Annotated in this window: 22 protein-coding genes; 5 read left to right on the forward strand and 17 right to left on the reverse strand. The window is 70.7% G+C overall.

Going from position 1 to position 21,305, the window contains the following annotated elements:
* Positions 1–13 precede the first annotated feature (13 nt).
* The 6 genes from B2363_RS01635 to dapA all read right to left on the reverse strand — a co-directional run bounded on the left by B2363_RS01635 (position 14) and on the right by dapA (position 6,723).
* Entirely contained in the window at positions 14–382 is a 369-nt protein-coding gene (locus B2363_RS01635; protein ID WP_286927981.1) for a DUF2752 domain-containing protein, read from the reverse strand.
* Positions 383–456: 74 nt separating this feature from the next.
* The gene (locus tag B2363_RS01640; protein WP_286927983.1) at positions 457–768 is read right to left on the reverse strand and encodes a CD225/dispanin family protein; all 312 of its coding nucleotides are present in this window, start codon (positions 766–768) and stop codon (positions 457–459) included.
* An 82-nt stretch (positions 769–850) separates the two neighbouring features.
* Entirely contained in the window at positions 851–3,286 is a 2,436-nt protein-coding gene (locus B2363_RS01645) for an FtsK/SpoIIIE family DNA translocase (RefSeq protein ID WP_286927984.1), read from the reverse strand.
* A gap of 66 nt (positions 3,287–3,352) precedes the next feature.
* A complete protein-coding gene (locus tag B2363_RS01650) occupies positions 3,353–4,057 on the reverse strand; it encodes a sirohydrochlorin chelatase (protein WP_286927987.1) in 705 nt (234 codons plus the stop codon).
* Between the two features lie 78 nt (positions 4,058–4,135).
* On the reverse strand, positions 4,136–5,815 hold the full coding sequence (locus tag B2363_RS01655) for a ribonuclease J (RefSeq protein ID WP_286927989.1): 1,680 nt from the start codon (positions 5,813–5,815) through the stop codon (positions 4,136–4,138).
* On the reverse strand, positions 5,812–6,723 hold the full coding sequence (gene dapA / locus B2363_RS01660) for a 4-hydroxy-tetrahydrodipicolinate synthase (RefSeq protein ID WP_286927990.1): 912 nt from the start codon (positions 6,721–6,723) through the stop codon (positions 5,812–5,814). Before dapA ends, B2363_RS01655 begins: the two co-directional genes overlap by 4 nt.
* Before the next feature lie 49 nt (positions 6,724–6,772).
* Here dapA and B2363_RS01665 point away from each other — a divergent pair, with 49 nt between their 5' ends.
* A complete protein-coding gene (locus B2363_RS01665) occupies positions 6,773–7,558 on the forward strand; it encodes a thioesterase family protein (protein WP_286927993.1) in 786 nt (261 codons plus the stop codon).
* 4 nt (positions 7,559–7,562) lie between these two features.
* On the opposite strand, the gene B2363_RS01670 is transcribed toward B2363_RS01665, so the two are convergent.
* Genes B2363_RS01670 through B2363_RS01680 form a run of 3 tightly spaced genes read right to left on the reverse strand, consistent with a single transcriptional unit; the run spans position 7,563 to position 9,275 of the window.
* Positions 7,563–7,931 (reverse strand): VOC family protein, encoded by a 369-nt coding sequence (locus B2363_RS01670; RefSeq protein ID WP_286927995.1) that lies wholly within the window; start codon positions 7,929–7,931, stop codon positions 7,563–7,565.
* Positions 7,932–7,988: 57 nt separating this feature from the next.
* A complete protein-coding gene (locus tag B2363_RS01675) occupies positions 7,989–8,477 on the reverse strand; it encodes a dihydrofolate reductase (RefSeq protein ID WP_286927996.1) in 489 nt (162 codons plus the stop codon).
* A 3-nt stretch (positions 8,478–8,480) separates the two neighbouring features.
* Complete coding sequence (locus B2363_RS01680; RefSeq protein WP_286927999.1) at positions 8,481–9,275, reverse strand: thymidylate synthase; 795 nt, start codon at positions 9,273–9,275, stop codon at positions 8,481–8,483.
* 94 nt (positions 9,276–9,369) lie between these two features.
* On the opposite strand from B2363_RS01680, the gene B2363_RS01685 reads away from it, so the two are divergent.
* From B2363_RS01685 to B2363_RS01700, 4 genes are read left to right on the forward strand one after another with little or no spacing between them, the layout of a single operon-like run.
* Positions 9,370–9,825, forward strand: coding sequence for a hypothetical protein (locus tag B2363_RS01685; RefSeq protein ID WP_286928000.1), 456 nt, complete (start codon positions 9,370–9,372; stop codon positions 9,823–9,825).
* Positions 9,822–10,352 (forward strand): GNAT family N-acetyltransferase, encoded by a 531-nt coding sequence (locus B2363_RS01690; RefSeq protein WP_181755467.1) that lies wholly within the window; start codon positions 9,822–9,824, stop codon positions 10,350–10,352. Before B2363_RS01685 ends, B2363_RS01690 begins: the two co-directional genes overlap by 4 nt.
* A complete protein-coding gene (locus tag B2363_RS01695) occupies positions 10,349–11,035 on the forward strand; it encodes an AzlC family ABC transporter permease (RefSeq protein ID WP_286928002.1) in 687 nt (228 codons plus the stop codon). The genes B2363_RS01690 and B2363_RS01695 overlap by 4 nt, the downstream gene beginning before the upstream one ends.
* On the forward strand, positions 11,028–11,339 hold the full coding sequence (locus B2363_RS01700) for an AzlD domain-containing protein (protein WP_078701217.1): 312 nt from the start codon (positions 11,028–11,030) through the stop codon (positions 11,337–11,339). Before B2363_RS01695 ends, B2363_RS01700 begins: the two co-directional genes overlap by 8 nt.
* A 6-nt stretch (positions 11,340–11,345) precedes the next feature.
* On the opposite strand, the gene dapB is transcribed toward B2363_RS01700, so the two are convergent.
* The 8 genes from dapB to B2363_RS01740 all read right to left on the reverse strand — a co-directional run bounded on the left by dapB (position 11,346) and on the right by B2363_RS01740 (position 21,055).
* Complete coding sequence (dapB, locus tag B2363_RS01705; protein WP_286928005.1) at positions 11,346–12,092, reverse strand: 4-hydroxy-tetrahydrodipicolinate reductase; 747 nt, start codon at positions 12,090–12,092, stop codon at positions 11,346–11,348.
* A gap of 10 nt (positions 12,093–12,102) precedes the next feature.
* Positions 12,103–13,176: an ABC transporter ATP-binding protein gene (locus B2363_RS01710; RefSeq protein ID WP_181755463.1), complete on the reverse strand. Its 1,074-nt coding sequence runs from the start codon at positions 13,174–13,176 to the stop codon at positions 12,103–12,105.
* Entirely contained in the window at positions 13,173–14,177 is a 1,005-nt protein-coding gene (locus B2363_RS01715; protein WP_286928008.1) for a LacI family DNA-binding transcriptional regulator, read from the reverse strand. Before B2363_RS01715 ends, B2363_RS01710 begins: the two co-directional genes overlap by 4 nt.
* A complete protein-coding gene (locus tag B2363_RS01720; RefSeq protein WP_286928011.1) occupies positions 14,174–15,532 on the reverse strand; it encodes a GH1 family beta-glucosidase in 1,359 nt (452 codons plus the stop codon). The genes B2363_RS01715 and B2363_RS01720 overlap by 4 nt, the downstream gene beginning before the upstream one ends.
* Positions 15,529–16,368 carry a carbohydrate ABC transporter permease gene (locus B2363_RS01725; protein WP_181755460.1) on the reverse strand — a complete coding sequence of 280 codons (840 nt, stop codon included), beginning with the start codon at positions 16,366–16,368 and terminating at the stop codon, positions 15,529–15,531. The genes B2363_RS01720 and B2363_RS01725 overlap by 4 nt, the downstream gene beginning before the upstream one ends.
* A 1-nt stretch (position 16,369) precedes the next feature.
* On the reverse strand, positions 16,370–17,272 hold the full coding sequence (locus B2363_RS01730) for a carbohydrate ABC transporter permease (protein ID WP_181755459.1): 903 nt from the start codon (positions 17,270–17,272) through the stop codon (positions 16,370–16,372).
* Between the two features lie 93 nt (positions 17,273–17,365).
* Complete coding sequence (locus B2363_RS01735; protein WP_286928015.1) at positions 17,366–18,649, reverse strand: ABC transporter substrate-binding protein; 1,284 nt, start codon at positions 18,647–18,649, stop codon at positions 17,366–17,368.
* Between the two features lie 189 nt (positions 18,650–18,838).
* Complete coding sequence (locus B2363_RS01740; RefSeq protein WP_286928017.1) at positions 18,839–21,055, reverse strand: polyribonucleotide nucleotidyltransferase; 2,217 nt, start codon at positions 21,053–21,055, stop codon at positions 18,839–18,841.
* Positions 21,056–21,305 lie beyond the last annotated feature (250 nt).

Below are 21,305 nucleotides of genomic sequence, written 5' to 3' on the forward strand. Positions count from 1 at the left end.
GGCTCAGTATGGCTCAGGCAGGTGAGAGCCAGGTCCAGCCGGGCACGTTCCGCGCCACCCAGTAGGCCAGCACGACGCCCAGCAGCGCCCAGATCCAGGCGGCCGGGATGCGGCTGGGGTGCCACGCACGGCGGCCCAGCAGGCGCAGGCCCCACGCAACCCAGGCGACCAGCACCGCCGGGAGCAGCAGCACGGCCAGCGGGTTGCGGTCCCACGCCGTGGTCAGGTCCCCGCGGGTGAGCGCGTGGACGGCGCGCAGGCTGCCGCAGCCGGGACAGTAGAGGCCCGAGACGGCCAGGAATGGACACGTCGGGTAGTGCCCGGGCTCCTCGGGCGAGACGGCCGCGAGCACGGCCGTGGCGGCCAGCCCGGCGACGGTCACCCCCGCGAACGTCAGAGCCCCGCGCCGCCGGACGGATCCGGCGGGCGCGGGGCGCTGGTGGCTGTCGATCGAGATCAGAGGCTCGACGTCGACGTGGTGTCGCCGTTGGCGACCACGAGGAAGATCACGATCAAGTAAATGACGAGAGCCACGAAGAAGGCGATGACGGACCAGATGGCCCACTGCTTCGCCTTCCGCGAGGACTCCTGCGCACCGGCGAGGTCACCAGCGGCGAACTTGCCGTTGACCTGGGCCGCGTACACGATCGAGACGACGCCGAGCGGCAGGCAGCAGAAGATCGTCGTGAGGATGGCCCACACGAGGTTGTTCGGCGGCGGCGTCCCCCCGACCGGTCCCGAGGGCGGCGGCGGAGCGTTGTAGGTCATGCGATTCCTTTCGCGTTCGCGTTCACCCCGAGGGCGAACACGTTCGGTGACATGAGTTGGGTGTTCCGGCGAGCCTAGTGGCTCAGCCGACCTGGATGCTGGCCAACACGTCGGCGAGGTCGTCCGGCTTGACGAGGACGTCGCGGGCCTTGGAGCCCTCGCTCGGACCGACCACGCCGCGGCTCTCCAGGATGTCCATGAGCCGGCCCGCCTTGGCGAAGCCGACCCGCAGCTTGCGCTGCAGCATCGAGGTCGAGCCGAACTGCGTGTTCACGACGAGCTCGACGGCCTGGAGCACGAGGTCCATGTCGTCGCCGATGTCGTCGTCCAGCTCGCGCTTGGCCTGCTGGGGAGCGGTGACGTCGTCGCGGTACGACGGCTGCAGCTGCTCCTTGCAGTGGGTGACGATCGTCTCGATCTCGGCCTCGGTGATCCAGGCGCCCTGCATGCGCATCGTCTTGTTCGCGCCCATGGGCAGGAACAGCCCGTCGCCCTGGCCCACGAGCTTCTCGGCGCCTGGCTGGTCGAGGATGACGCGGCTGTCGGCCAGCGAGCTGGTGGCGAACGCCAGGCGGCTCGGCACGTTGGCCTTGATCAGGCCCGTCACGACGTCGACGCTCGGTCGCTGGGTAGCGAGCACCAGGTGGATGCCCGCCGCGCGGGCCAGCTGCGTGATGCGCACGATCGAGTCCTCGACGTCGCGCGGGGCAACCATCATGAGGTCGGCGAGCTCGTCGACGACGACCAGCAGGTACGGGTACGGCGTGAGAACCCGCTCGCTGCCGGGAGGCGCCTGCACCTTGCCCGAGACGACGGCCTTGTTGAAGTCGTCGATGTGGCGGTAGCCGAAGTTGGCGAGGTCGTCGTAGCGCAGGTCCATCTCGCGCACGACCCAGGCCAGCGCCTCGGCGGCCTTCTTCGGGTTGGTGATGATCGGCGTGATGAGGTGCGGGATGCCCTCGTAGGCGTTCAGCTCGACCCGCTTGGGGTCGACCAGGATCATGCGCACCTCGTCGGGCGTGGACCGCATGAGGATCGAGGAGATCATCGAGTTCACGAAGCTCGACTTGCCCGAGCCGGTGGCGCCGGCGACGAGCAGGTGGGGCATCTTCGCGAGGTTCGCGACGACGTAGCCGCCCTCGACGTCCTTGCCCAGGCCGATCACCATCGGGTGGTGGTCGCTGCGGGCCTTGTTCGACCGCAGGACGTCGCCGAGGGAGACCATCTCCTTGTCGACGTTCGGGATCTCGACGCCGATCGCGCTCTTGCCCGGGATCGGCGACAGGATCCGCACCTCGTTGGAGGCCACGGCGTAGGCGATGTTCTTGCTCAGCGCCGTGACCTTCTCCACCTTCACCGCCGGGCCGAGCTCGACCTCGTAGCGGGTGACCGTCGGGCCACGCGTGTACCCGGTGACGGTGGCGTCGATCTGGAACTGCTCGAGCACCTCGGTGAGGCGGCCGACGACCTCGTCCGACGCGGCGGAGCGCGCCTTGGGCGGGGTGCCCTCCTTCAGGGCGCTCGGCTCGGGGAGCGTGTAGACGATGTCGCCCGACAGCGCGAGCTGCTCGGCGCGGACGGGCAGCGGCTCGAGCGGACGCGGATCGGGCTGCGGCTCGGGCTCGGAGAGCACCGGGACGGGCGGCGGGACGGTGACGGGCACCTGCCGGTCGTCGTCGGGGCCGTCCACGAGCGGGTTCTCGAACGGCTCGTCGACCAGCGGCATCGTGCGCGGGTGGCGCTTCTTGACCGGCTCGGGAGTGGCCTCGGCCTCGGGCTGCTTGTCACGGCCGAGGGCACGGTTCAGGACGGAGCGCACGCGATCGGGGACGGCGTACAGCGGGGTCGCCGTGACGACGAGGACGCCGAAGACGACGACGAGCACCAGGATCGGGGCGACGACCCACCCGGTCTTGAGCAGGTCGACGAGGATCGCCGAGAAGAGGAAGCCGACCGCTCCCCCGGCCTCGGACATGTCGGGGTCGCTGGGGCGCGGGGTGCCGTGCGCGAGGTGCACGAGGCCGAGGACGCCGCCGACGATGGCTCCCCAGCCGATCGCCTGGCGACCGGCCGGACCGTTGCGGTCGGGGTGGCGCAGGGTGCGCCAGGCGACGACGGCCAGCAGGATCGGGACGGCCCAGGCCAGCACGCCCACCGAGCCCGTGGTGACACGGCGCACGCCGGCACCGAGGCCGCCGGTGACGTCCCACCAGACCGCGGCGGCCGTGACCAGGGCGAGCGCGACCAGTGCGAGGCCGACCCCGTCGCGACGCTGCTCGGCGTCGAGCTCCTTCGCACCGTGGCCGATGCTGCGGGCGATCGCGCCCACGACACCGGCGAGTCCCAGCCAGAAGGCGGTGGACGCGCGCATGATGCCGTGCAGGGCAGCACTGAGTGGACCAGGACCCGTGCGGGGGGCCGGCTTGCGCGCAGGTGCTGCCTTGCGCGCCGCGGGCTTCTTGCGGGCCTGGCTGCCGGACGGCCGCTTGCGCGGCGGGGAAGACGTTCGGGTCGCCATGATCGCAAGGCTAAACCAGAACCTGAGACTTCTCACGGACCCACGCCGCGGGCGCAGGCCCGGTCCTCAGATGGCCGAGCCGACCTGACCGGGTGCCTCCAGCACCCGCGCGCGCTCCAGGGCCAGCGAGACGAGACGGGGATCCGGCGCTCCGGCGCCCAGCAGCGGGGCGGTGACGACGTCGGCGCCGAGCCGTCCGATCGCCGACGCGCCCTCCCCCGACGCCAGCGCGTACATCGAGACGACGACCCGGTGGCTGTGGGCCCGGGCCACGTCGAGCGCGTCCTCCACCGGGGTGCCGACGCCGTCGACGACGCCCACGTGCACCGGTCCTCCCCACACCGCGCTGAGCAGCCGGGCGGCCTTCGAGACGTCGGCGAGCGCCTTCGACCCGTCGGCCTGGGGCGCCACCATCACGATCGTGTCCGACGGCTTGGCACCCGCCTCGATCAGGCGGCGCACACCGATCTCGGCCAGCACCCAGTCCGGGCCCATCGCCGGGGCGATGCGCACGAGGGGATCGTCCGCGGCCACCTCGTTCATCAGCTGCGCGGTGGCGCAGTCGTGGTTGAGCAGCAGCGGCACGATGACGCGAGGACCGGAGGTCTCGGCCACCACGTCGGCGAGCAATGGCTGCTGCACGTCGACGAAGGCGTCGATCACCTCGCAGCCCGGGGCATGGCGGCGGACCGCGTTGACGAGCGACGCGAGGGCCGAACGGCCGAGGTGCGACGTCGTCCCGTGCCCGCAGACGATGATCCGAGTGCTCACACCCCCAGCGTGGAGAGGGACTGTTTCACCCGGGTTACGCCGCTGGCGAGGTTGCGTAACGGCTGCCGCAGGCGGCTCTCACGCCTCCAGGACGATGGGGATGATGAGCGGGCGGCGGCGCAGGCGACGGCCCGCGAACGAGCCCAGGACCCGGCGCATGACCTGCTGGAGCGCTGCGGTGTCGCGCGCGCCGTCGGCGAGCGCCTCCTCGAGGGCGGCGACCACCTTCGGCTGGATCGCGTCGAAGACCGAGTCGTCCTCGGCCAGGCCGCGGGCGTGGATCTCGGGACCCGTGACGATCTTGCCGGTGGTGGAGTCGATCACGGCGATGACCGAGATGAAGCCCTCGGCGGCCAGCGTGCGCCGGTCCTTGAGGTCGGAGTCGGTGACGTCGCCGATCGAGGAGCCGTCGACGTAGACGTAGCCCACGTCGTACGCCCCGGCGATCCTGGCGTGACCGTCGACGAGGTCCACGGCGTAGCCGTCCTCGGCGATGATCGTGTTGGGCACGCCGGTCTGCTGCGCGAGCACCGCGTTCGCGTGCAGGTGGCGGATCTCGCCGTGCACCGGCATCACGTTGGACGGCTGCACGATGTTGTAGCAGTAGAGCAGCTCGCCGGCCGAGGCGTGGCCCGAGACGTGGACGAGGGCGTTGCCCTTGTGCACGACGTTGGCGCCGATCTTGGTGAGCCCGTCGATCACGCGGTAGATCGCGTTCTCGTTGCCCGGGATCAGCGACGACGCGAGCAGGACGGTGTCGCCGGGCTCGAGGTGCACCTGGGGGTGCGTCCGGTTCGCGATGCGCGACAGGGCGGCCATCGGCTCACCCTGCGAGCCGGTGGACATGAGCACCATCTGCTCGGGCGGGGCGGCGTCGATCTTGTCGACGACCACGCCGTCGGGCACGTTGAGGTAGCCCAGCTCGCGGGCGATCTGCATGTTGCGCACCATCGAGCGGCCGACGTAGGCCACCTTGCGGTTGTGCTTCACGGCGGCGTCGAGGACCTGCTGGACGCGGTGGATGTGGGAGGCGAACGACGCGACGATGATGCGCTTCTTGCTGCGCGCGAAGACGGCGTCGATCGCCGGCGTGATCTGCTTCTCGGCCGTGGTGAAGCCGGGCACCTCGGAGTTGGTGGAGTCGGTCAGGAACAGGTCGACGCCGGCCTCGCCGAGCCGTGCGAAGGCGCGCAGGTCGGTGATGCGGCCGTCGAGCGGCAGCTGGTCCATCTTGAAGTCGCCGGTGTGAAGGGCGACGCCGGCCGCGGTCTTGATCGCGACCGCCAGGGCGTCGGGGATCGAGTGGTTGACCGCGACGAACTCGCACTCGAACGGGCCGAACGACTGGACGTCGTTCTCCGAGACGGTGTACGTCGGCACGTCCTTCAGGCGGTGCTCCTTGAGCTTCGGCGCCAGCAGGGCCAGCGTCAGCTTCGAGCCGATCACGGGGATGTTGCCACGCTCGCGCAGCAGGTACGGCACGCCACCGATGTGGTCCTCGTGGCCGTGCGTCAGGACCAGGCCGACGATGTCGTCGAGGCGATCGCGGATCGGTCCGAAGTCCGGCAGGATCAGGTCGACGCCGGGGTGGTGCTCCTCGGGGAAGAGCACGCCGCAGTCGACGATCAGCAGCTTGCCGTCGAACTCGAAGACGGTCATGTTGCGACCGATCTCGCCGAGGCCGCCGAGCGGGACGACCCGCATCGCGCCGGGCTCGAGAGGGGGCGGGGTGGGAAGTTCGGTGTGCATATGGCTCATGCGAGCAGACCTGCGTCCTTCAAGGCGGTGCGGATGACCTGGACCTGGTCGTCCGTGGCGGGGGTGAGCGGCAGCCGGACGGCCGCGCTGGGGATGATGCCGAGCTCGACCATGGCCGCCTTCGCGGCGATGGCACCCTGCGTCTGGCCCATGATGGCGGCCGTGAGCGGGAGGATCTCGTTGTCGAGCTCGCGGGCGCGCGCCAGGTCCCCGGCGTCGACCGCTTCGATCATCTGCTTGATGTGAGCGCTGGCGACGTGGCCGACGACGCTGACGGTGCCGACCGCGCCGATGGCGAAGAACGGCAGGTTCACGACGTCGTCGCCGGAGTAGATCGCCAGGCGCGAGCTCGCGCGCAGGCGGGCGGCCCGGGCCAGGTCGCCGGAGGCGTCCTTGACGGCCAGGACCGTGCGTCGCGACTCCAGCTCGGCGTAGGTCGCCTCGGAGATCTCGACGCCGGTGCGGCCCGGGATGTCGTACAGCATGATCGGCGTGTCACCGGCAGCGTCGATGACGGCGTCGATGTTGGCCAGGATGCCCGACTGGGGCGGCTTGCTGTAGTACGGCGAGACGAGCAGCAGCCCGTGGGCGCCGACGCGCACGGCCTGCTCGGCCAGCTCGACGGTGTGGCGGGTGTCGTTCGTGCCGATGCCGGCGACGATCGTGGCCCGGTCGCCCACCGCCTCGAGCACGGCGGCCAGCAGCCGCCCGTCCTCCTCGCCGGTGGTCGTGGGCGACTCGCCGGTGGTGCCGCTGACGACGATGCCGTCGGCCCCGGAGTCGACGAGGTGGGTCGCGAGTGCGGCAGCGGCATCCAGGTCGAGGCCGCCGTCCGGGGTGAACGGGGTGGCCATCGCGATGAGGAGCCGGCCGAACGGAGCGGCCTCGGTCGCCAGCGGAGACGTCATGTTCCGAGGTTACCGTCAACGCGTCGGAGCCCTCGGGCAGGATGAACCGGTGACCGACCACTACCCGCAGGACACCGTCGCGACCCCCGCGGCCGACGGAACGCTGACGCTCCCCGTGACCGACCGCTGGAACACCCCGCTGGGCAAGCCCAACGGCGGCTGGGTGCTGGCCTCCATGCTGCGCACGGCGATGGACCATGCCGATGTCGGCCGCCCGGTGGTGGCCGCGATCAGCTACTTCGCCTCCCCCGAGCCCGGCACCACGGCGACCCTGACCGTCACACCGGTCAAGCTGGGCCGGCGCGTGCAGACGGTCGACGTCGACCTGGCGTGCGAGGGCAAGCCGCTGGCGCGGATGACCGCCAGCTTCGCCCGCGACCACCACGGCCCGACCCAGGAGCTGGGCACGGCCCCGGTGCTGCCCGACCCCGCCGCGCTGCCCGACCCGCGCCAGGGCGACATGCCCGCCGACGGCCTGTTCGGGCGCGTCGAGTACCGGATGGCCCAGGCCCCGGGCTGGTCCCAGGGCAAGCCCTCGGGCGACCCGACGGCCACGCTGTGGCAGCGCCTCGACGGGGGCACCGAGATCGATTGGCCCGCCGTGGGCCTGCTGGTCGACGCCTCTCCCCCGCCGGTGCTCGAGCTGGGCCACCTGGTCTCGATGACGGTGCAGCTCACGGTGCACTTCCACCGCCTGCCCGAGCCGGGCTCGTGGGTGGCGTCGCACTTCACGACCCGCCACCTCGCCGACGGCTTCCACGAGGAGGACGGCGAGCTGTGGGACGACCAGGGCCGCCTCGTGGCCCAATCGCGTCAGCTCGCGATCCTGCTCTGAGGCCTCACTCCCCCGTGTCGGTCGTGCCCTCGTAGAGGCCGATCACGTTGCCGTCGGGATCCTCGAAGATCGCCCACCAGCTGGTCTCGGAGATGGGGTTCTTCTCCATCACGACGCGCGCGCCGTGCTCCTGTGCCTTCGCGAGCGTCTCGTCGATGGAGTCGACCTCGACGTACGAGCGCGGCTGGGTGAAGTCGTCCGAGCGGGGCGCGAGGCCGCCGCCGCTGATCTGGTTGGGGGCCTGCCACATCGGGTAGCCCTCGAAGCCGGGGACCTCCGCGATCTGCCAGCCGAAGAGGGTGCCGTAGAAGTCCTGCGCCTTCTTGTAGTCGCCGACCGGGATGTCGATGTGCGTGATGTCACCGTGTGCCATGGATGTCTCCTGTCCTTCCCGTCAGTGTCGAACGGGGACGGGCGCACGACAAGGGGGTCAGCGGCGCACGTACGTGGCGATCTCGTAGTCGGGCGTGCCCGGGTGCCGCTGCCGGTCGGTCTCGGTCCAGCGGTCCGGGTCGACGGGCGCGAAGAACGTGTCGCCGGGTGGGCTCAGCGGGACGTGCGTGACGACCATCGTGTCGACGAGGTCACGCGCCAGCGCCTCGTCGAACACCGCCGCGCCGCCGATCAGGAAGACCTCGTCGTCCAGCTCGCGCGCCCGGGCCAGTGCCGTGTCGAGGTCGCCCGCGACGATCACGCTCGGATCGCCCGGGTCGAATTCGGGCTGCCGGGTGAGCACGACGGAGGTGCGGCCCGGGAGCGGCCGGCCGATCGAGGCGTAGGTGGCACGGCCCATCACGATCGGGTGGCCCCACGTGAGCTCCTTGAACTGGCGCATGTCGCCCGTGCGCGGCCAGGGCATCCCACCGTCGAACCCGATGACGCCGTTCTCGCCCACCGCCACCGCGATCGTGACCGTCATCCCTCAGACCGCGATCGGGGCCTTGATGGCGGCGTGCGAGCGGTAGTCCTCGATCGTGATCGAGTCGAGCGTGAAGTCGTCGATGTCGGTGACCGAGGGGTCGAGACGCAGCGTGGGCAGCGGCAGCGGGTCGCGGGTGAGCTGCTCGCGCGCCTGGTCGAGGTGGTTGACGTAGAGGTGGCAGTCGCCGCCCGTCCACACGAACTCGCCGGGCTCGAGGCCGGTGACCTGGGCGACCATCTGGGTCAGCAGCGCGTAGGACGCGATGTTGAACGGGACGCCGAGGAAGACGTCGGCCGAGCGCTGGTAGAGCTGGCAGCTGAGCTTGCCGTCGGCGACGTAGAACTGGAAGAACGCGTGGCAGGGAGCGAGCGCCATCGCGTCGAGGTCGGCGACGTTCCAGGCGCTCACGATGTGACGGCGCGAGTTCGGGTCGGCCTTGATGGCCTCGATGACGGCCTTGAGCTGGTCGATGTGCCGACCGTCGGGTGCCGGCCACGAGCGCCACTGGTAGCCGTAGATGGGCCCCAGGTCGCCCTGGTCGTCGGCCCACTCGTCCCAGATCGTGACGCCGTTGTCGCGCAGGTACTGCGTGTTCGTGTCGCCGGCGATGAACCACAGCAGCTCGGCGACGACGCTCTTGAGGTGCACCTTCTTGGTGGTGACCACGGGGAAGCCGTCGGCGAGGTCGAAGCGCATCTGGTGCCCGAAGACGCTGCGCGTGCCGGTGCCGGTGCGATCGCCCTTGGCCACCCCCTCGTCGAGGATCCGGCGGACGAGATCGAGGTAGGCCTGCATGTCGGCAGACTAGCAACGCGTCCCGACAGTCGGGCCCGACCGGCGTGAGATACTGACCGGCGTGCCGGAACCCACCACTCCGACTCCTGCTGACGTGAAGCGATTCGTCGCCCTCCAACTCGGGGTCACCGTCCTGTTCGCCGCGCTCGTCGTCGTCGTGTTCGGCGGTGGGGACGAGCCCGCGGCGCGCTGGTGGGTCGCGCTGGCCCTCTTCGCGCTGGTCCTGGCGGCGGGCGCGTTCGTCTCGCGCGCCTGGTCGCGGCCCGCTCCCCTGGCGGTGGACGACCCCACGCCGCAGGAGACCTCGGTGCGCCGCCTCTCCTCCCACGTCGCCCGCTCATTCCTCGTCCTGGAGATCCCGCTCGTGCTCTCCGCCGTGCTCGGCCTGGCCGGCCTCATCGGCGGCGCCGTGATGCTCGTGACCGTCGTCGCGGCCCTGGCCGCCCTCGTCTTCGGCACGTGGCCGACGCGACGCAACGTCGACCGGTTCGCCACCGCGCTGGAGCGCGACGGTGCGAGCTCGGGCCTGCGCGAGGCGTTCGTCCGATGAGCGCCGATCTCTCGGTCCGGCTCGCCTGGCCCGACGACAGCACCGCGATCGCCGCGGTCCAGCACGACCACTGGGTGCGCACGTACGCCGGCGCCGTCGACCCGGCCGAGCTCGACGCCCTCGACGAGTCGGTGATGGCGCAGCGCTGGAGCCAGCTCATCAGCGCTCCCCGTGACGCACGCATGCGCACCCTCGTGGCACTCGAGCGGGCCTCCGTGCGCGGCTTCGCCCTCGTGCACCCGTGCCACGACCCCGACGCCGACCAGGTCCGCGACGCCGAGATCGGCGAGTTCGTGGTCGCCGCCGACCACCAGCGCCTGGGGCACGGCTCCCGGCTGCTGCACGCCTGCGTTGACACCGTGCGGGCCGACGGGTTCGAGCGCGCGGTCTGGTGGGTCTCGCCCACCGACGACGTGCTGCGCTCCTGGCTGGTCGACTCGGGCTGGGACGCCGACGGGGCGCACCGCGAGTTCGCCGGCGCGACCGGTCCGCTCAAGCAGATCCGCCTCCACACGACGCTGACGTGAGCGAGCCCACCACCGACCGCGAGATCATCGCCGACTCCCTCGGAGTGGGGATCGGGGTCGGCCTCTACGGCATCACCTTCGGCGCGCTCGCCACGACCGGCGGCATGTCGGTGTGGCAGGCGTGCGCCCTGTCGTTCCTGGCCTTCACCGGGGCGTCGCAGTTCGCGTTCCTCGGCGTGGTCGCCGCGGGCGGCGCCCCGATGACCGGCGCGCTGACCGCCGTCCTGCTGGGCATCCGCAACACGTTCTACGGCATCACGCTGGCACCGGTGCTGCGCGTGAAGGGCCTGCGCCGCCTCGCGACCGCCCACATCGTGATCGACGAGTCGACGGCGATGTCCGTGGTGCGGGAGGACCCGCGGCAGGGCCGCCTCGGCTTCTACTGGACCGGCCTGACCATCTTCGCGATCTGGAACCTGATGACCCTGATCGGCGCGGTGGCGGGCGAGCGGATCGGCGACCCGCGCGCCATCGGGCTCGACGCGGCGGTCGCCGCGGCCTTCCTGGGCCTGCTGTGGCCGCGCCTGGACTCGACGTCCTCGCGCCTGCTCGCCCTGCTGGCGGCTGCGGTCGCGCTCGGTCTCGTGCCGTTCACGCCGCCCGGCGCGCCGATCATCATCGGGGGCGTCGCGGCGGTCCTGGTGGGGCTGAGGTTCGTTCCCGCGGGAGGTCGCGATGAGTGACCTCTGGTGGGGCGTGCTGGCGGTGGCCGTGGGTTGCTACGCCCTGAAGCTGCTGGGCCTGTCGGTGCCCGACAAGGTCCTCGAGCACCCGCTCACCGAGCGCGCCGCCGGGTTCATCCCGGTGGGCCTGCTCGCGGCGCTGGTGGCCGTGCAGGGCTTCACCGACGGCCAGGAGGTCGTGCTGGACGCCCGCGTCGTCGGGCTCGCGGTGGCCGCCGTGCTGCTGTGGCGCAACGTGTCGTTCCTGCCGATGCTGATCGCCGCGGCCGCGTCCACGGCGCTCGTGCGGCTCATCGCCGGCTGAGGCTCCTCACTCGAGTCCGAGCACCTCGTCGAGCCCGACGGTGACCCCGGTGCGCCCGGGGATCCAGCGCAGCGCCGCCACGACGCCGGGCATGAACGACTCCCGCGTGGACGAGTCGTGACGGATCGTGAAGATCTCGCCCGGATCGCCGAGGACGACCTCCTGCGAGGCGATGAAGCCGCGCGCGCGAACGGCGTGCACCGGGATACCCTCGACCTTCGCGCCGCGCGCTCCGTCGGGGTCGGTCGTGGTGGCGTCGGGCAGTTCGGCCGAGCCGGCGTCGCGCCGGGCCTGGGCGATGACCTCGGCCGTGCGGACGGCGGTGCCCGAGGGCGCGTCGACCTTGTCGGGGTGGTGCATCTCGATGACCTCGACGGACTCGAAGAACGGCGCGGCCTGGGCCGCGAAGCGCATCATCAGCACCGCGCCGATGGAGAAGTTGGGGACGACCAGCGCACCCACGCCGTCGTGCCCGCCGACGACCTCGCGGAGCTCGGCCACCTTGTCGTCGCCGAAGCCCGAGGTGCCGATGACGACGGAGATCCCGTGCTCGAGGCACCAACGCGCCTGGTCGAATGCGACGTCGGGGGTCGTGAAGACCAGCACCGCCTCCACGCCGGCCCCCGCGAGCGACTCGAGGTCGTCGCCGACGTCGATCCCCCCCACGAGCTCGAGCCCCTCGGCCGCCTCGATCGCCGCCGCCGACGTCGATCCCATCCGGCCCTTCGCACCCAGTACCGCCACGCGTGTCATGCGCCCGATGCTATCGACCGAGCCTCAGGCCCGTCCGGGGGTCGAAGTGGTGCACCGCCTCGGGGTCGAGGACGGCCAGGTGGGTGGGCGTCCCCTTCACCGGAGGGTTGCGCCAATCGGTGCGCGCCACCACGGGCGTGGTCACGCCGTCGGTGCGTCCGTACAGGTACGCGTCGGAACCCAGCTCCTCGACGACGTCGACCACGATGGGCAGACCCTCGGGCGCGATCGCCAGGTTCTCCGGACGGACCCCCACCACGATCGTGGACGCGCTGGCCCCGATCAGCGCCTCGCGCGGCACCGGAAGGATGGTCGAGCCGAAGGCCACTCCCCCGTCGCTGACGGGCAGCTCCAGCAGGTTCATCGCGGGCGATCCCATGAAGCCGGCGACGAAGAGGTTGACGGGCCGGTCGTACAGCTCGCGGGGGGCCGCGACCTGCTGCAGGACACCGTCCTTCAGCACCGCGACACGGTCGCCCATCGTCATCGCCTCGACCTGGTCGTGGGTCACGTAGACGGTGGTGGTGCCGAGCCGGCGCTGGAGGGCGGCGAGCTGGGTGCGGGTCTGCACGCGCAGCTTGGCGTCGAGGTTCGACAGCGGCTCGTCCATGAGGAACACCTGTGGCGACCTCACGATCGCGCGGCCCATCGCAACGCGCTGGCGCTGGCCGCCCGAGAGTGCCTTGGGCTTGCGGTCGAGGTAGTCGGTCAGGCCGAGCAGGTCGGCCGCCTCGGCCACCCGTGTGGTGATGTCGGCCTTCGAGACCTTGGCGATCCGCAGCGCGAAGCCCATGTTCTCGGCCACGGTCATGTGCGGGTAGAGCGCGTAGTTCTGGAAGACCATCGCGATGTCGCGCTCCTTCGGCGGAACTCCCGTCACGTCACGGTCGCCGATGAGGATGCGGCCGGCGTCGACGTCCTCGAGACCCGCGAGCATGCGCAGGGTCGTGGACTTGCCACAGCCGGAGGGGCCGACCAGCACGAGGAACTCCCCGTCGGCGACCTCGAGGTCGATGTGGTCGACGGCCGGGCGCTCCTGGCCGGGGAACAGGCGGGTCGCCCCGTCGAACACGACGCGGCTCATGCGGACTCCCCCGCTCGCAGCTCGGCCGGCAGGACGACCGACCGGACCTCGGCGCCGGGATCGTCGATGCGGTGCGCCAGCACCTCCACGGCGGTGGTGCCCAGCTCCGCGAGGGGCTGGTGGACCGTGGTCAGCACGGGAGTGGAGGCCGCGGCCGCGGGCGAGCCGTCGAAGCCCACCACCGCGACGTCCTCGGGCACCCGGAGTCCATGGCGAGAGAGCTCGCGCAGGGCGCCGAGCGCCATCACGTCGTTCGCGGCGAAGATCGCGTCGAGGTCGGGGCACCGCTCCAGGAGCGCCGCGGCTCCGCTGACGCCGCTGGCGTCGCTGAAGTCCCCGGGCTCGACGAGGCGCTCCTCGAACGGCAGCCCGGCCGCGGCCAGTGCCTCGCGGTAGCCGTCGAGGCGATCGCGTCCGGAGGCCAGGTCCTGCGGGCCCGTGATGCACGCGATGCGCTGACGCCCTCGTCCGACGATGTGGTCCACGGCCTGGCGCGCTCCCCCGAGGTTGTCCACGTCGACGTAGCAGGCGCCCGCGTCACGGGGCCGGCCGACGTGGACGATCGGCAGGTCGGGGCTCTCGGGGAGGCTGAGCGCGTCGTGCATCGACACGACCATGACGCCGTCGACGTGCTGCGGCGTGAGGAACTGGCCGAGCCGGTCGAGGTGCGACTCGTCGGGCACCATCGAGAGCACGAGGCGCCGCGACGTCGCGTCGACGGCGCGCGAGATCCCCCGCACGAGGCCGGCGAAGAACGGCTCGGCGAACACGCGCTCCTCGTCCTCGGCGATGACGAGCGCCACCGTGTCGGTGCGGCGCGTCCTGAGTGCACGCGCCGCCTGGTTGGGCACGTAGCCCAGCTCGCGCACGGCACGCTCGACCGCGTCGCGGGTGTGCGGCGACACGTGCTCCGAGCCGTTGACGACTCGCGACGCCGTGCCGCGCCCCACCCCGGCGAGCCGGGCCACTTCCTCCAACGTCGGCTGGCGGCTGTCAGTCATGCCCTCTCCTTCGTGCTGCTGGTCCGGGCGAGCTCGGCGAACCACCGAGCGCTGGCCTTGGGGGTGCGGACCAAGGTGTCGAAGTCGACGTGGACGATCCCGAAGCGCTTCGCGTACCCCTCCGCCCACTCGAAGTTGTCCAACAGGGACCACGCGAAGTATCCCCGCACGTCGATCCCGGCGTCGACCGCGTCGGCCACCTGCTCGAGGTGCGTGGCGATGAAGTCGATGCGGTCCTGGTCCTGCACCGTCCCATCCACCGACACGGGATCGTCGAACGCGGCGCCGTTCTCGGTGATGTAGATCGGGATCGACGGGTAGTCCGCGTCGACCTGGCGCAGCACCTCGCCGAGCCCGGCGGGGTCGATGTCCCAGCCGGAGGCGGTCTTGGGCCAGACGCGGTCGACGAACCCGACCTCCGATGCCCCCGGCCACGGCGCGGCCTCGACGACGTGGCGCGAGTAGTAGTTGATGCCCAGGAAGTCCAGCGGCGCGGCGATGACGGCGAGGTCGTCGTCGTGGATCGCGTCGAGTCCCGCCGAGCCGGCCAGATCGTGCAGCACGTCCTGCGGGTAGCGGCCGAGCAGCACCGGGTCGAGGAACCAGCGGTTCATCAGCCCGTCGATGCGGCGGGCCGCGTCGTCGTGGCGCCCCGTGTCGTCGGCCGGCGACACCGCGTAGAGGTTGAGCGTCACGCCGACGCGCGCCTCGGGGCGGCTCTCACGGATCCGCGGCACGGCCAGGCCGTGGGCCAGGTGCAGGTGGTGCGAGGCGGCGATGGCGGCGGCCGGCTCGGTGCGGCCCGGGGCGTGGATCCCGGCGCCGTAGCCCAGGAACGCGGCGCACCACGGCTCGTTCAGCGTGGTCCAGTTCCGTACCCGGTCGCCCAGGGCGTCCACGACGATCTCGGCGAAGTCGGCGAATCGCTCCGCGGTGTCACGCTCGGGCCAGCCGCCCGCGTCCTCGAGGGCCTGCGGCAGGTCCCAGTGGAACAGCGTCGGCCAGGGCTCGATGCCCGCCTCGAGCAGTCCGTCGACGAGGCGGTCGTAGAACGCCAGACCGCGCGGCTCGGCGGGGCCCTTCCCGTCGGGCTGGATCCGGGGCCAGGCCACGGAGAAGCGGTAGGCGCCCAGACCGAGGTCGCGGACGAGCGCCACGTCTTCCGGCCAGCGGTGGTAGTGGTCCACCGCCACCTCACCGGTGTGCCCCTCGAAGGTGCGCCCGGGGCTCGCGGCGAACGTGTCCCAGATGGAGGGACCGCGGCCGTCCTCGTTCGTGGCTCCCTCGATCTGGTAGGCCGAGGTGGCCACGCCCCAGACGAAGCCGGGGTCGAATCGCTCGTTCAGACCGTTCATGACTTCAAGCCGCCTTCCATGATGCCGCCGACGATCTGGCGGCCGAACACGATGAAGACCACGACGAGCGGCAGGGTTCCCATGAGGGTCCCGGCCATCACCAGCGCCTGGTCGGTGTAGTACCCGCCCGACAGGCGCGAGAGCGCGACCTGCACGGTGGGGTGGTTGATGTCGAGCGCGATGTACGGCCACAGGAAGTCGTTCCAGCGCTCCATGAAGGTCAGCAGCCCGAGCACGGCGGCCGCCGGTCGCAGCGCCGGGAAGACGATCGACCAGAAGATGCGCAGGGTCGACGCGCCGTCGACGCGTGCGGCCTCGATCAGCTCGTCGGGGATGGCCTGGATGGCGTACTGGCGCATGAAGAACACCCCGAACCCGCTGACCAGGAACGGCAGCGTCACCGAGGCCAGCCCGCCCGCGAGGCCGAGCTTCGTCATCAGCATGTACAGCGGGATCAGGCCCAGCTGCACCGGCACCATCATCGTGGCCACCACGACGACCAGGAGCACGTCGCGGCCGCGGAACCTCAGCTTCGCGAAGGCGAATCCGGCCAGCGCCGACGTGACCACCACGGAGACCGTGGCCACCGTGGCGACCACGAGGGTGTTCAGCAGCGCCTTGGCGAACTGGACGTCGTCGTTGGCGAAGACCCGCTCGATGTTGATGGCCAACTGGTCGCCGGGCAGCAGCGGCGGCGGGATGCCGAGGATGTCGCTGTTGGCGCGCGAGGCCATGACGAGCATGAAGTACAGGGGCGCCGCGGACAGCAGCACCACGAAGGTCAGGGTGACGTACATCATCGGGGAGGCGCCGGTGGAGCGCGCGGTGGTGCTCATGTCAGTCCGCCGATCGGATGCGCCGCATCAGCAGCAGGTTGATCGCCGCCACGACGGCGATGATGAGGAAGAGGACCCACGCGATCGTGGAGGCGTACCCGAACCGCTGGCCCGTGAAGGCCTGCTGCACGAGGTACATCGCCACCGTCTGGAACTGGCCGCGGTTGCCGCCGGAGATCGCGTTGGCGCCGGTGTTGAACAGCAACGGCTCGGTGAAGAGCTGGATCCCGCCGATGGTGGCGATGATCGTCACGAAGATCAGGGTGGGGCGCAGCATCGGCACGGTGACCGACCAGAACTGCCGCCAGGCCGAAGCGCCGTCGATCCGGGCCGCCTCGTACAGCTCCTTGGGCACCGACTGCAGTGCCGCGAGGAGGATGAGCGCGTTGTAGCCCGTCCAGCGCCAGTCCACCATCGTCGCGATCGCGAGCCACGAGGACCAGCGGTGGGCGCGCCAGTCGACGTTCTCGATGCCGACGAAGCCCAGCAGCCAGTTCGCGATGCCGTAGTCGCGGGCGAAGATGAGCCCGAAGATGATGCCGACGGCCGCCACCGACGCGACGTTCGGCAGCAGGACGCCCATCCGCCAGGCGGTGCGGCCGCGCAGCGCCGTGTTGAGCATCTGCGCGAGCACCGTGGCGAGCACCAGCTGGGGCACCGTGGCCAGAACGAAGATCCCGAAGGTGTTGACCAGGGCCCGCCAGAACGCCGAGTCGCCGAGCAGCTCGGTGTAGTTGTCGAACCCGATGAACTCGACCTTGCCGGCCAGCAGGGTCCACTCGTGCATCGAGACCCAGGCCGTGTAGACGAGCGGGAACAGGCCGAACACCGCGAAGACGATGAAGTACGGCGAGACGAACGAGAGCCCGGCGCCCTGCTGCCGTGCGAGCCGCTTGCGTGCCATGGCGAGATCCTCTCCGATCAGTGGTCCGGAACGTGGGCAGCCGGTGTCCGCGCCTTGGAGGAACGCGCGGACACCGGCCGCGTCAGGGGTGCGTCAGCGTGCGGCCTTCTCGGCCGCCGCGGATGCGTCGTCCCAGCCCTGGGCGGGCGGGACCTCTCCGTTCTCGACACTGCGCAGTGCGTTCTCCACCGCGTCACGGACGGGAACGTTTTTGGTGCCGAGGTAGACCGGCTCGAGCTGCGAGGCACCGGCCACGAAGAGCTGGCCGATCGGCGCCTCGTTGAAGTAGGCGTTCGTGGCCTCCTTCAACTCCGGCTGGTCGTACAGCGCGGGCAGGGACGGCAGGCGACCCTCGGCGTCGAAGGCCATCATCTGGCCCTCCTCGTTGCTGAGGAACTCGATCAGCTCCAGCGCCATGTCCTGGTGCTCGCTGGAGGTCGGGACCGCCAGCCAGGAGCCGCCCCAGTTGCCGCCGCCACCGGGCACGGTGGCGATGTCCCACTTGCCGGCGTTCTCCTCACCGGACTGGTCCTTGATGTAGCCGGTCATCCAGGCCGGGCAGGCCACGGCGGCGAACGAGCCGTTCTTGAAGCCCGCGTTCCACTCGTCGCTGAAGGCCTTCAGCTGCGCCGACAGGTCGGCCTCGGTCATCTCGACGGCGTAGTCCCACGCCGTCTTGACGGCCGGGTTGGTGTCGAACACGAGCTCGTCGTCGCGGTCGAAGTACGTGTGGTCGCCCTGCTGCATGAGGATCGAGTTGTAGGTGTTCGTCGACGAGTCGATGAAGCCCACCTTGTCGTCCTTGATGCCCGACTGGAACTTCTTGCCCGTGGCGATGAAGTCGTCCCACGTGGGCCAGAGCTTGCCGACCTCCTCGCGATCGGTGGGCAGGCCCGCCTTCTCGAACAGGTCGCGGCGGTAGCACATCGCCAGGCCGCCGACGTCGGTCCCGTACCCGATCGTCGTCTTGCCGTCGGCGGTCGTGGCCTTGTCCCAGACCCACGGGAGCCAACGGTCCTTGACGTCGTTGCCGCCCTGGTCCTGGAGGTTGACGAACTTGTCGGGGGCGGCCAGGAACGCCACCGTCTGGCCCTCCTCGATCGCCACCACGTCGCCGGCGTCGCCTCCGGCGGCGATCTGCTGGGTGAGCTTGGTGTTGTACTTGCCGAGGTCGCCCTCGGCCGTCTCGACAATCTTGACGCCCGGGTGGGCCTCCTCGAACTTCTTGTACGCCTCGGTGTACCCGAACTTGCCGAACAGGTTCACCCGCAGGGTGATGTCGTCCCCGTCCTCGCCCGAGTCGCTCCCACCACACGCGGCGAGGCCGCCCAGGGCGATGACTGCGGCAAGTGAGGCGGCGATTCGTCGTGTGTTCACGTCGTGCCTTCCGTCGGTCCCCCACCGGTCATGGGAGCGCTCCCACACAGTGTGGCCTGCGTCACACGTCAACGTCAAGAGAAATTTGGGAACGCTCCCATATTCGCGTCCACGCCGCTGTCGAGCCCAGTCTCCCGGAACGACGAAGCCCCGCACCAACCGGTGCGGGGCCTCGTGCGGAACGGGTGATCAGGCGTCGGTGGACTCCGGCGCCGACTCCTGCGTCTCCTCGGACTTGTCCGAGACGGGGATCAGCGAGAGCTTGCCGCGGTCGCCGACCTCGGCGATCTCGACCTGGATCTTGTCGCCGACCTTCACGACGTCGTCGACGTTGTTCACGCGCTGGCCGCCGTTGAGCTCGCGCAGCTTGCTGATGTGCAGCAGGCCGTCCTTGCCCGGCAGCAGCGAGATAAACGCGCCGAAGTCGACCGTCTTGACGACGGTGCCGAGGTAGCGCTCGCCGACCTCGGGCATCGTCGGGTTGGCGATCGCGTTGATGGCCTGCTTGGCCGCCTCGGCCGAGTCGCCGTTGTCGGCGCCCACGTAGACGGTGCCGTCGTCGTCGATCGAGATCTTCGCGCCGGTGTCGTCCTGGATCTGGTTGATCATCTTGCCCTTCGGGCCGATGACCTCGCCGATCTTGTCGACCGGGATCTTCACCGTGATGATCCGCGGAGCGTAGGGGCTCATCTCGTCGGGTTCGCTGATGGCCTCGGCCATCACGTCGAGGATCGTCTGGCGGGCGTCGTGCGCCTGCTGCAGCGCACCGGCGAGCACGTCGGCGGGGATGCCGTCGAGCTTGGTGTCGAGCTGCAGCGCGGTCACGAAGTCACGCGTGCCGGCGACCTTGAAGTCCATGTCGCCGAAGGCGTCCTCGGCTCCGAGGATGTCGGTCAGCGTGACGAACTTCTGCTCGCCGTCGACCTCACCGGAGATGAGGCCCATCGCGATGCCGGCGACCGGCGCGCGCAGCGGCACACCGGCGTTCAGCAGGCCCAGGGTGGACGCGCAGACCGAGCCCATCGACGTGGAGCCGTTGGAGCTGAGCGCCTCGGACACCTGACGGATCGCGTAGGGGAACTCCTCGCGCGAGGGCAGGACGGGCAGCAGGGCCCGGCCGGCCAGGGCGCCGTGGCCGATCTCGCGACGCTTGGGCGAGCCCACGCGTCCGGTCTCGCCGGTGGAGAACGGCGGGAAGTTGTAGTTGTGCATGTACCGACGCGTGGTCTCGGGCGAGAGCGTGTCGAGCTTCTGCTCCAGGTCGAGCATGTTCAGCGTCGTGATGCCCATGATCTGGGTCTCGCCACGCTGGAACAGCGCCGAGCCGTGCACGCGAGGAACGATGCCGACCTCGGCGGACAGGGCGCGGATGTCGGCCAGGCCACGGCCGTCGATGCGGACGTTGTCGCGCAGGACGCGATCGCGCACGAGCGACTTGGTGAGCGAGCGCAGCGCGGCACCGAGCTCCTTCTCGCGGCCCTCGAAGCGCTCACCGAGCTGCTCGATGACGTTGGCCTTGATCTCGGACTCGCGGACCTCGCGGTCGGCCTTGCGGACGATCGTGAGGGCCTCGGCCATGTCGGCCGACGCGATCTCGCGGACGGCCTCGTAGGCGTCGTCCTCGTAGTCGAGGAAGACCGGGAAGTCCTGGACGGGCTTCGCGGCGGCGGAGGCCAGCTCGGCCTGCGCCTCGCACAGCTGGCGGATGAACTTCTTGGCCGCGTCGAGGCCACCGGCCACGATCGACTCGGTGGGCGCCTGGACGCCACCCTGGACGAGCTCCCACGTCTTCTCGGTGGACTCGGCCTCGACCATCATGATCGCGACGTCGTCGCCCGCGATGCGACCCGCGACGACCATGTCGAACACGGCGTCCTCGAGCTGGCTGTGCGTCGGGAACGCGACCCACTGGCCGTCGATCAGGGCGACGCGCGTGGCGCCGACCGGGCCGCTGAAGGGCAGGCCCGAGATCTGCGTGGACGCCGAGGCGGCGTTGATCGCCAGCACGTCGTACGGGGTGTCGGGGTTGAGCGCCAGGACCGTGATGACGACCTGGACCTCGTTGCGCAGACCCTTCTTGAAGGTCGGGCGCAGCGGGCGGTCGATCAGGCGGCACGTGAGGATCGCGTCCTCGGACGGACGTCCCTCACGACGGAAGAACGAGCCCGGGATGCGACCCGCGGCGTACATGCGCTCCTCGACGTCGATCGTGAGGGGGAAGAAGTCGAAGTGGTCCTTCGGCTGCTTGCCGGCCGTGGTGGCCGAGAGCAGCATCGTGTCGTCGTCCAGGAAGGCCAAGACGGAGCCGGCCGCCTGCTGGGCGAGCAGACCGGTCTCGAGGCGGATGGTGCGGGTGCCGAATCGACCGTTGTCGATCACGGTCTCCACGGAGGTGATGTCGGACATTGATGTCCCTTCTGCAGGGGATGCTCCCCTGCGCTGTCGGGACGAGGTGGCTGCGCCGGCGCGGTCCGCGTTCGGACCCGGGCCGGGCCGGTCTTCGATCGAGGCCCGCGGTCGCCCCAAGGGCTCCGAGGGCCACTACCGAGGACCGAGCAATCGCCGACCTCGTCATGGGTGATTCAGATGCAGTTGTTTCAGGTACAGCGTGGTGATGCGGAACGGGCGGCCACCCCCGAAGGGATGACCGCCCGCG

Origin of the sequence: Aeromicrobium sp. UBA7512, assembly GCF_002476985.1 — a bacterium.
Classification (GTDB): domain Bacteria; phylum Actinomycetota; class Actinomycetes; order Propionibacteriales; family Nocardioidaceae; genus Aeromicrobium; species Aeromicrobium phoceense.

What these genes read in the sequence shown, in the direction of transcription:
- B2363_RS01700 (WP_078701217.1), top strand. Translation starts at nt 11,028, where the DNA reads ATGAGTGACCTCTGGTGGGGCGTGCTGGCGGTGGCCGTGGGTTGCTAC.
- B2363_RS01675 (WP_286927996.1), bottom strand. Translation starts at nt 8,477, where the DNA reads ATGACGGTCACGATCGCGGTGGCGGTGGGCGAGAACGGCGTCATCGGG.
- B2363_RS01640 (WP_286927983.1), bottom strand. Translation starts at nt 768, where the DNA reads ATGACCTACAACGCTCCGCCGCCGCCCTCGGGACCGGTCGGGGGGACG.
- B2363_RS01680 (WP_286927999.1), bottom strand. Translation starts at nt 9,275, where the DNA reads ATGCAGGCCTACCTCGATCTCGTCCGCCGGATCCTCGACGAGGGGGTG.
- B2363_RS01710 (WP_181755463.1), bottom strand. Translation starts at nt 13,176, where the DNA reads ATGAGCCGCGTCGTGTTCGACGGGGCGACCCGCCTGTTCCCCGGCCAG.
- B2363_RS01715 (WP_286928008.1), bottom strand. Translation starts at nt 14,177, where the DNA reads ATGACTGACAGCCGCCAGCCGACGTTGGAGGAAGTGGCCCGGCTCGCC.
- B2363_RS01740 (WP_286928017.1), bottom strand. Translation starts at nt 21,055, where the DNA reads ATGTCCGACATCACCTCCGTGGAGACCGTGATCGACAACGGTCGATTC.
- B2363_RS01720 (WP_286928011.1), bottom strand. Translation starts at nt 15,532, where the DNA reads ATGAACGGTCTGAACGAGCGATTCGACCCCGGCTTCGTCTGGGGCGTG.
- B2363_RS01725 (WP_181755460.1), bottom strand. Translation starts at nt 16,368, where the DNA reads ATGAGCACCACCGCGCGCTCCACCGGCGCCTCCCCGATGATGTACGTC.
- B2363_RS01670 (WP_286927995.1), bottom strand. Translation starts at nt 7,931, where the DNA reads ATGGCACACGGTGACATCACGCACATCGACATCCCGGTCGGCGACTAC.
- B2363_RS01730 (WP_181755459.1), bottom strand. Translation starts at nt 17,272, where the DNA reads ATGGCACGCAAGCGGCTCGCACGGCAGCAGGGCGCCGGGCTCTCGTTC.
- B2363_RS01645 (WP_286927984.1), bottom strand. Translation starts at nt 3,286, where the DNA reads ATGGCGACCCGAACGTCTTCCCCGCCGCGCAAGCGGCCGTCCGGCAGC.
- B2363_RS01655 (WP_286927989.1), bottom strand. Translation starts at nt 5,815, where the DNA reads ATGAGCCATATGCACACCGAACTTCCCACCCCGCCCCCTCTCGAGCCC.
- dapB (WP_286928005.1), bottom strand. Translation starts at nt 12,092, where the DNA reads ATGACACGCGTGGCGGTACTGGGTGCGAAGGGCCGGATGGGATCGACG.
- dapA (WP_286927990.1), bottom strand. Translation starts at nt 6,723, where the DNA reads ATGACGTCTCCGCTGGCGACCGAGGCCGCTCCGTTCGGCCGGCTCCTC.
- B2363_RS01690 (WP_181755467.1), top strand. Translation starts at nt 9,822, where the DNA reads ATGAGCGCCGATCTCTCGGTCCGGCTCGCCTGGCCCGACGACAGCACC.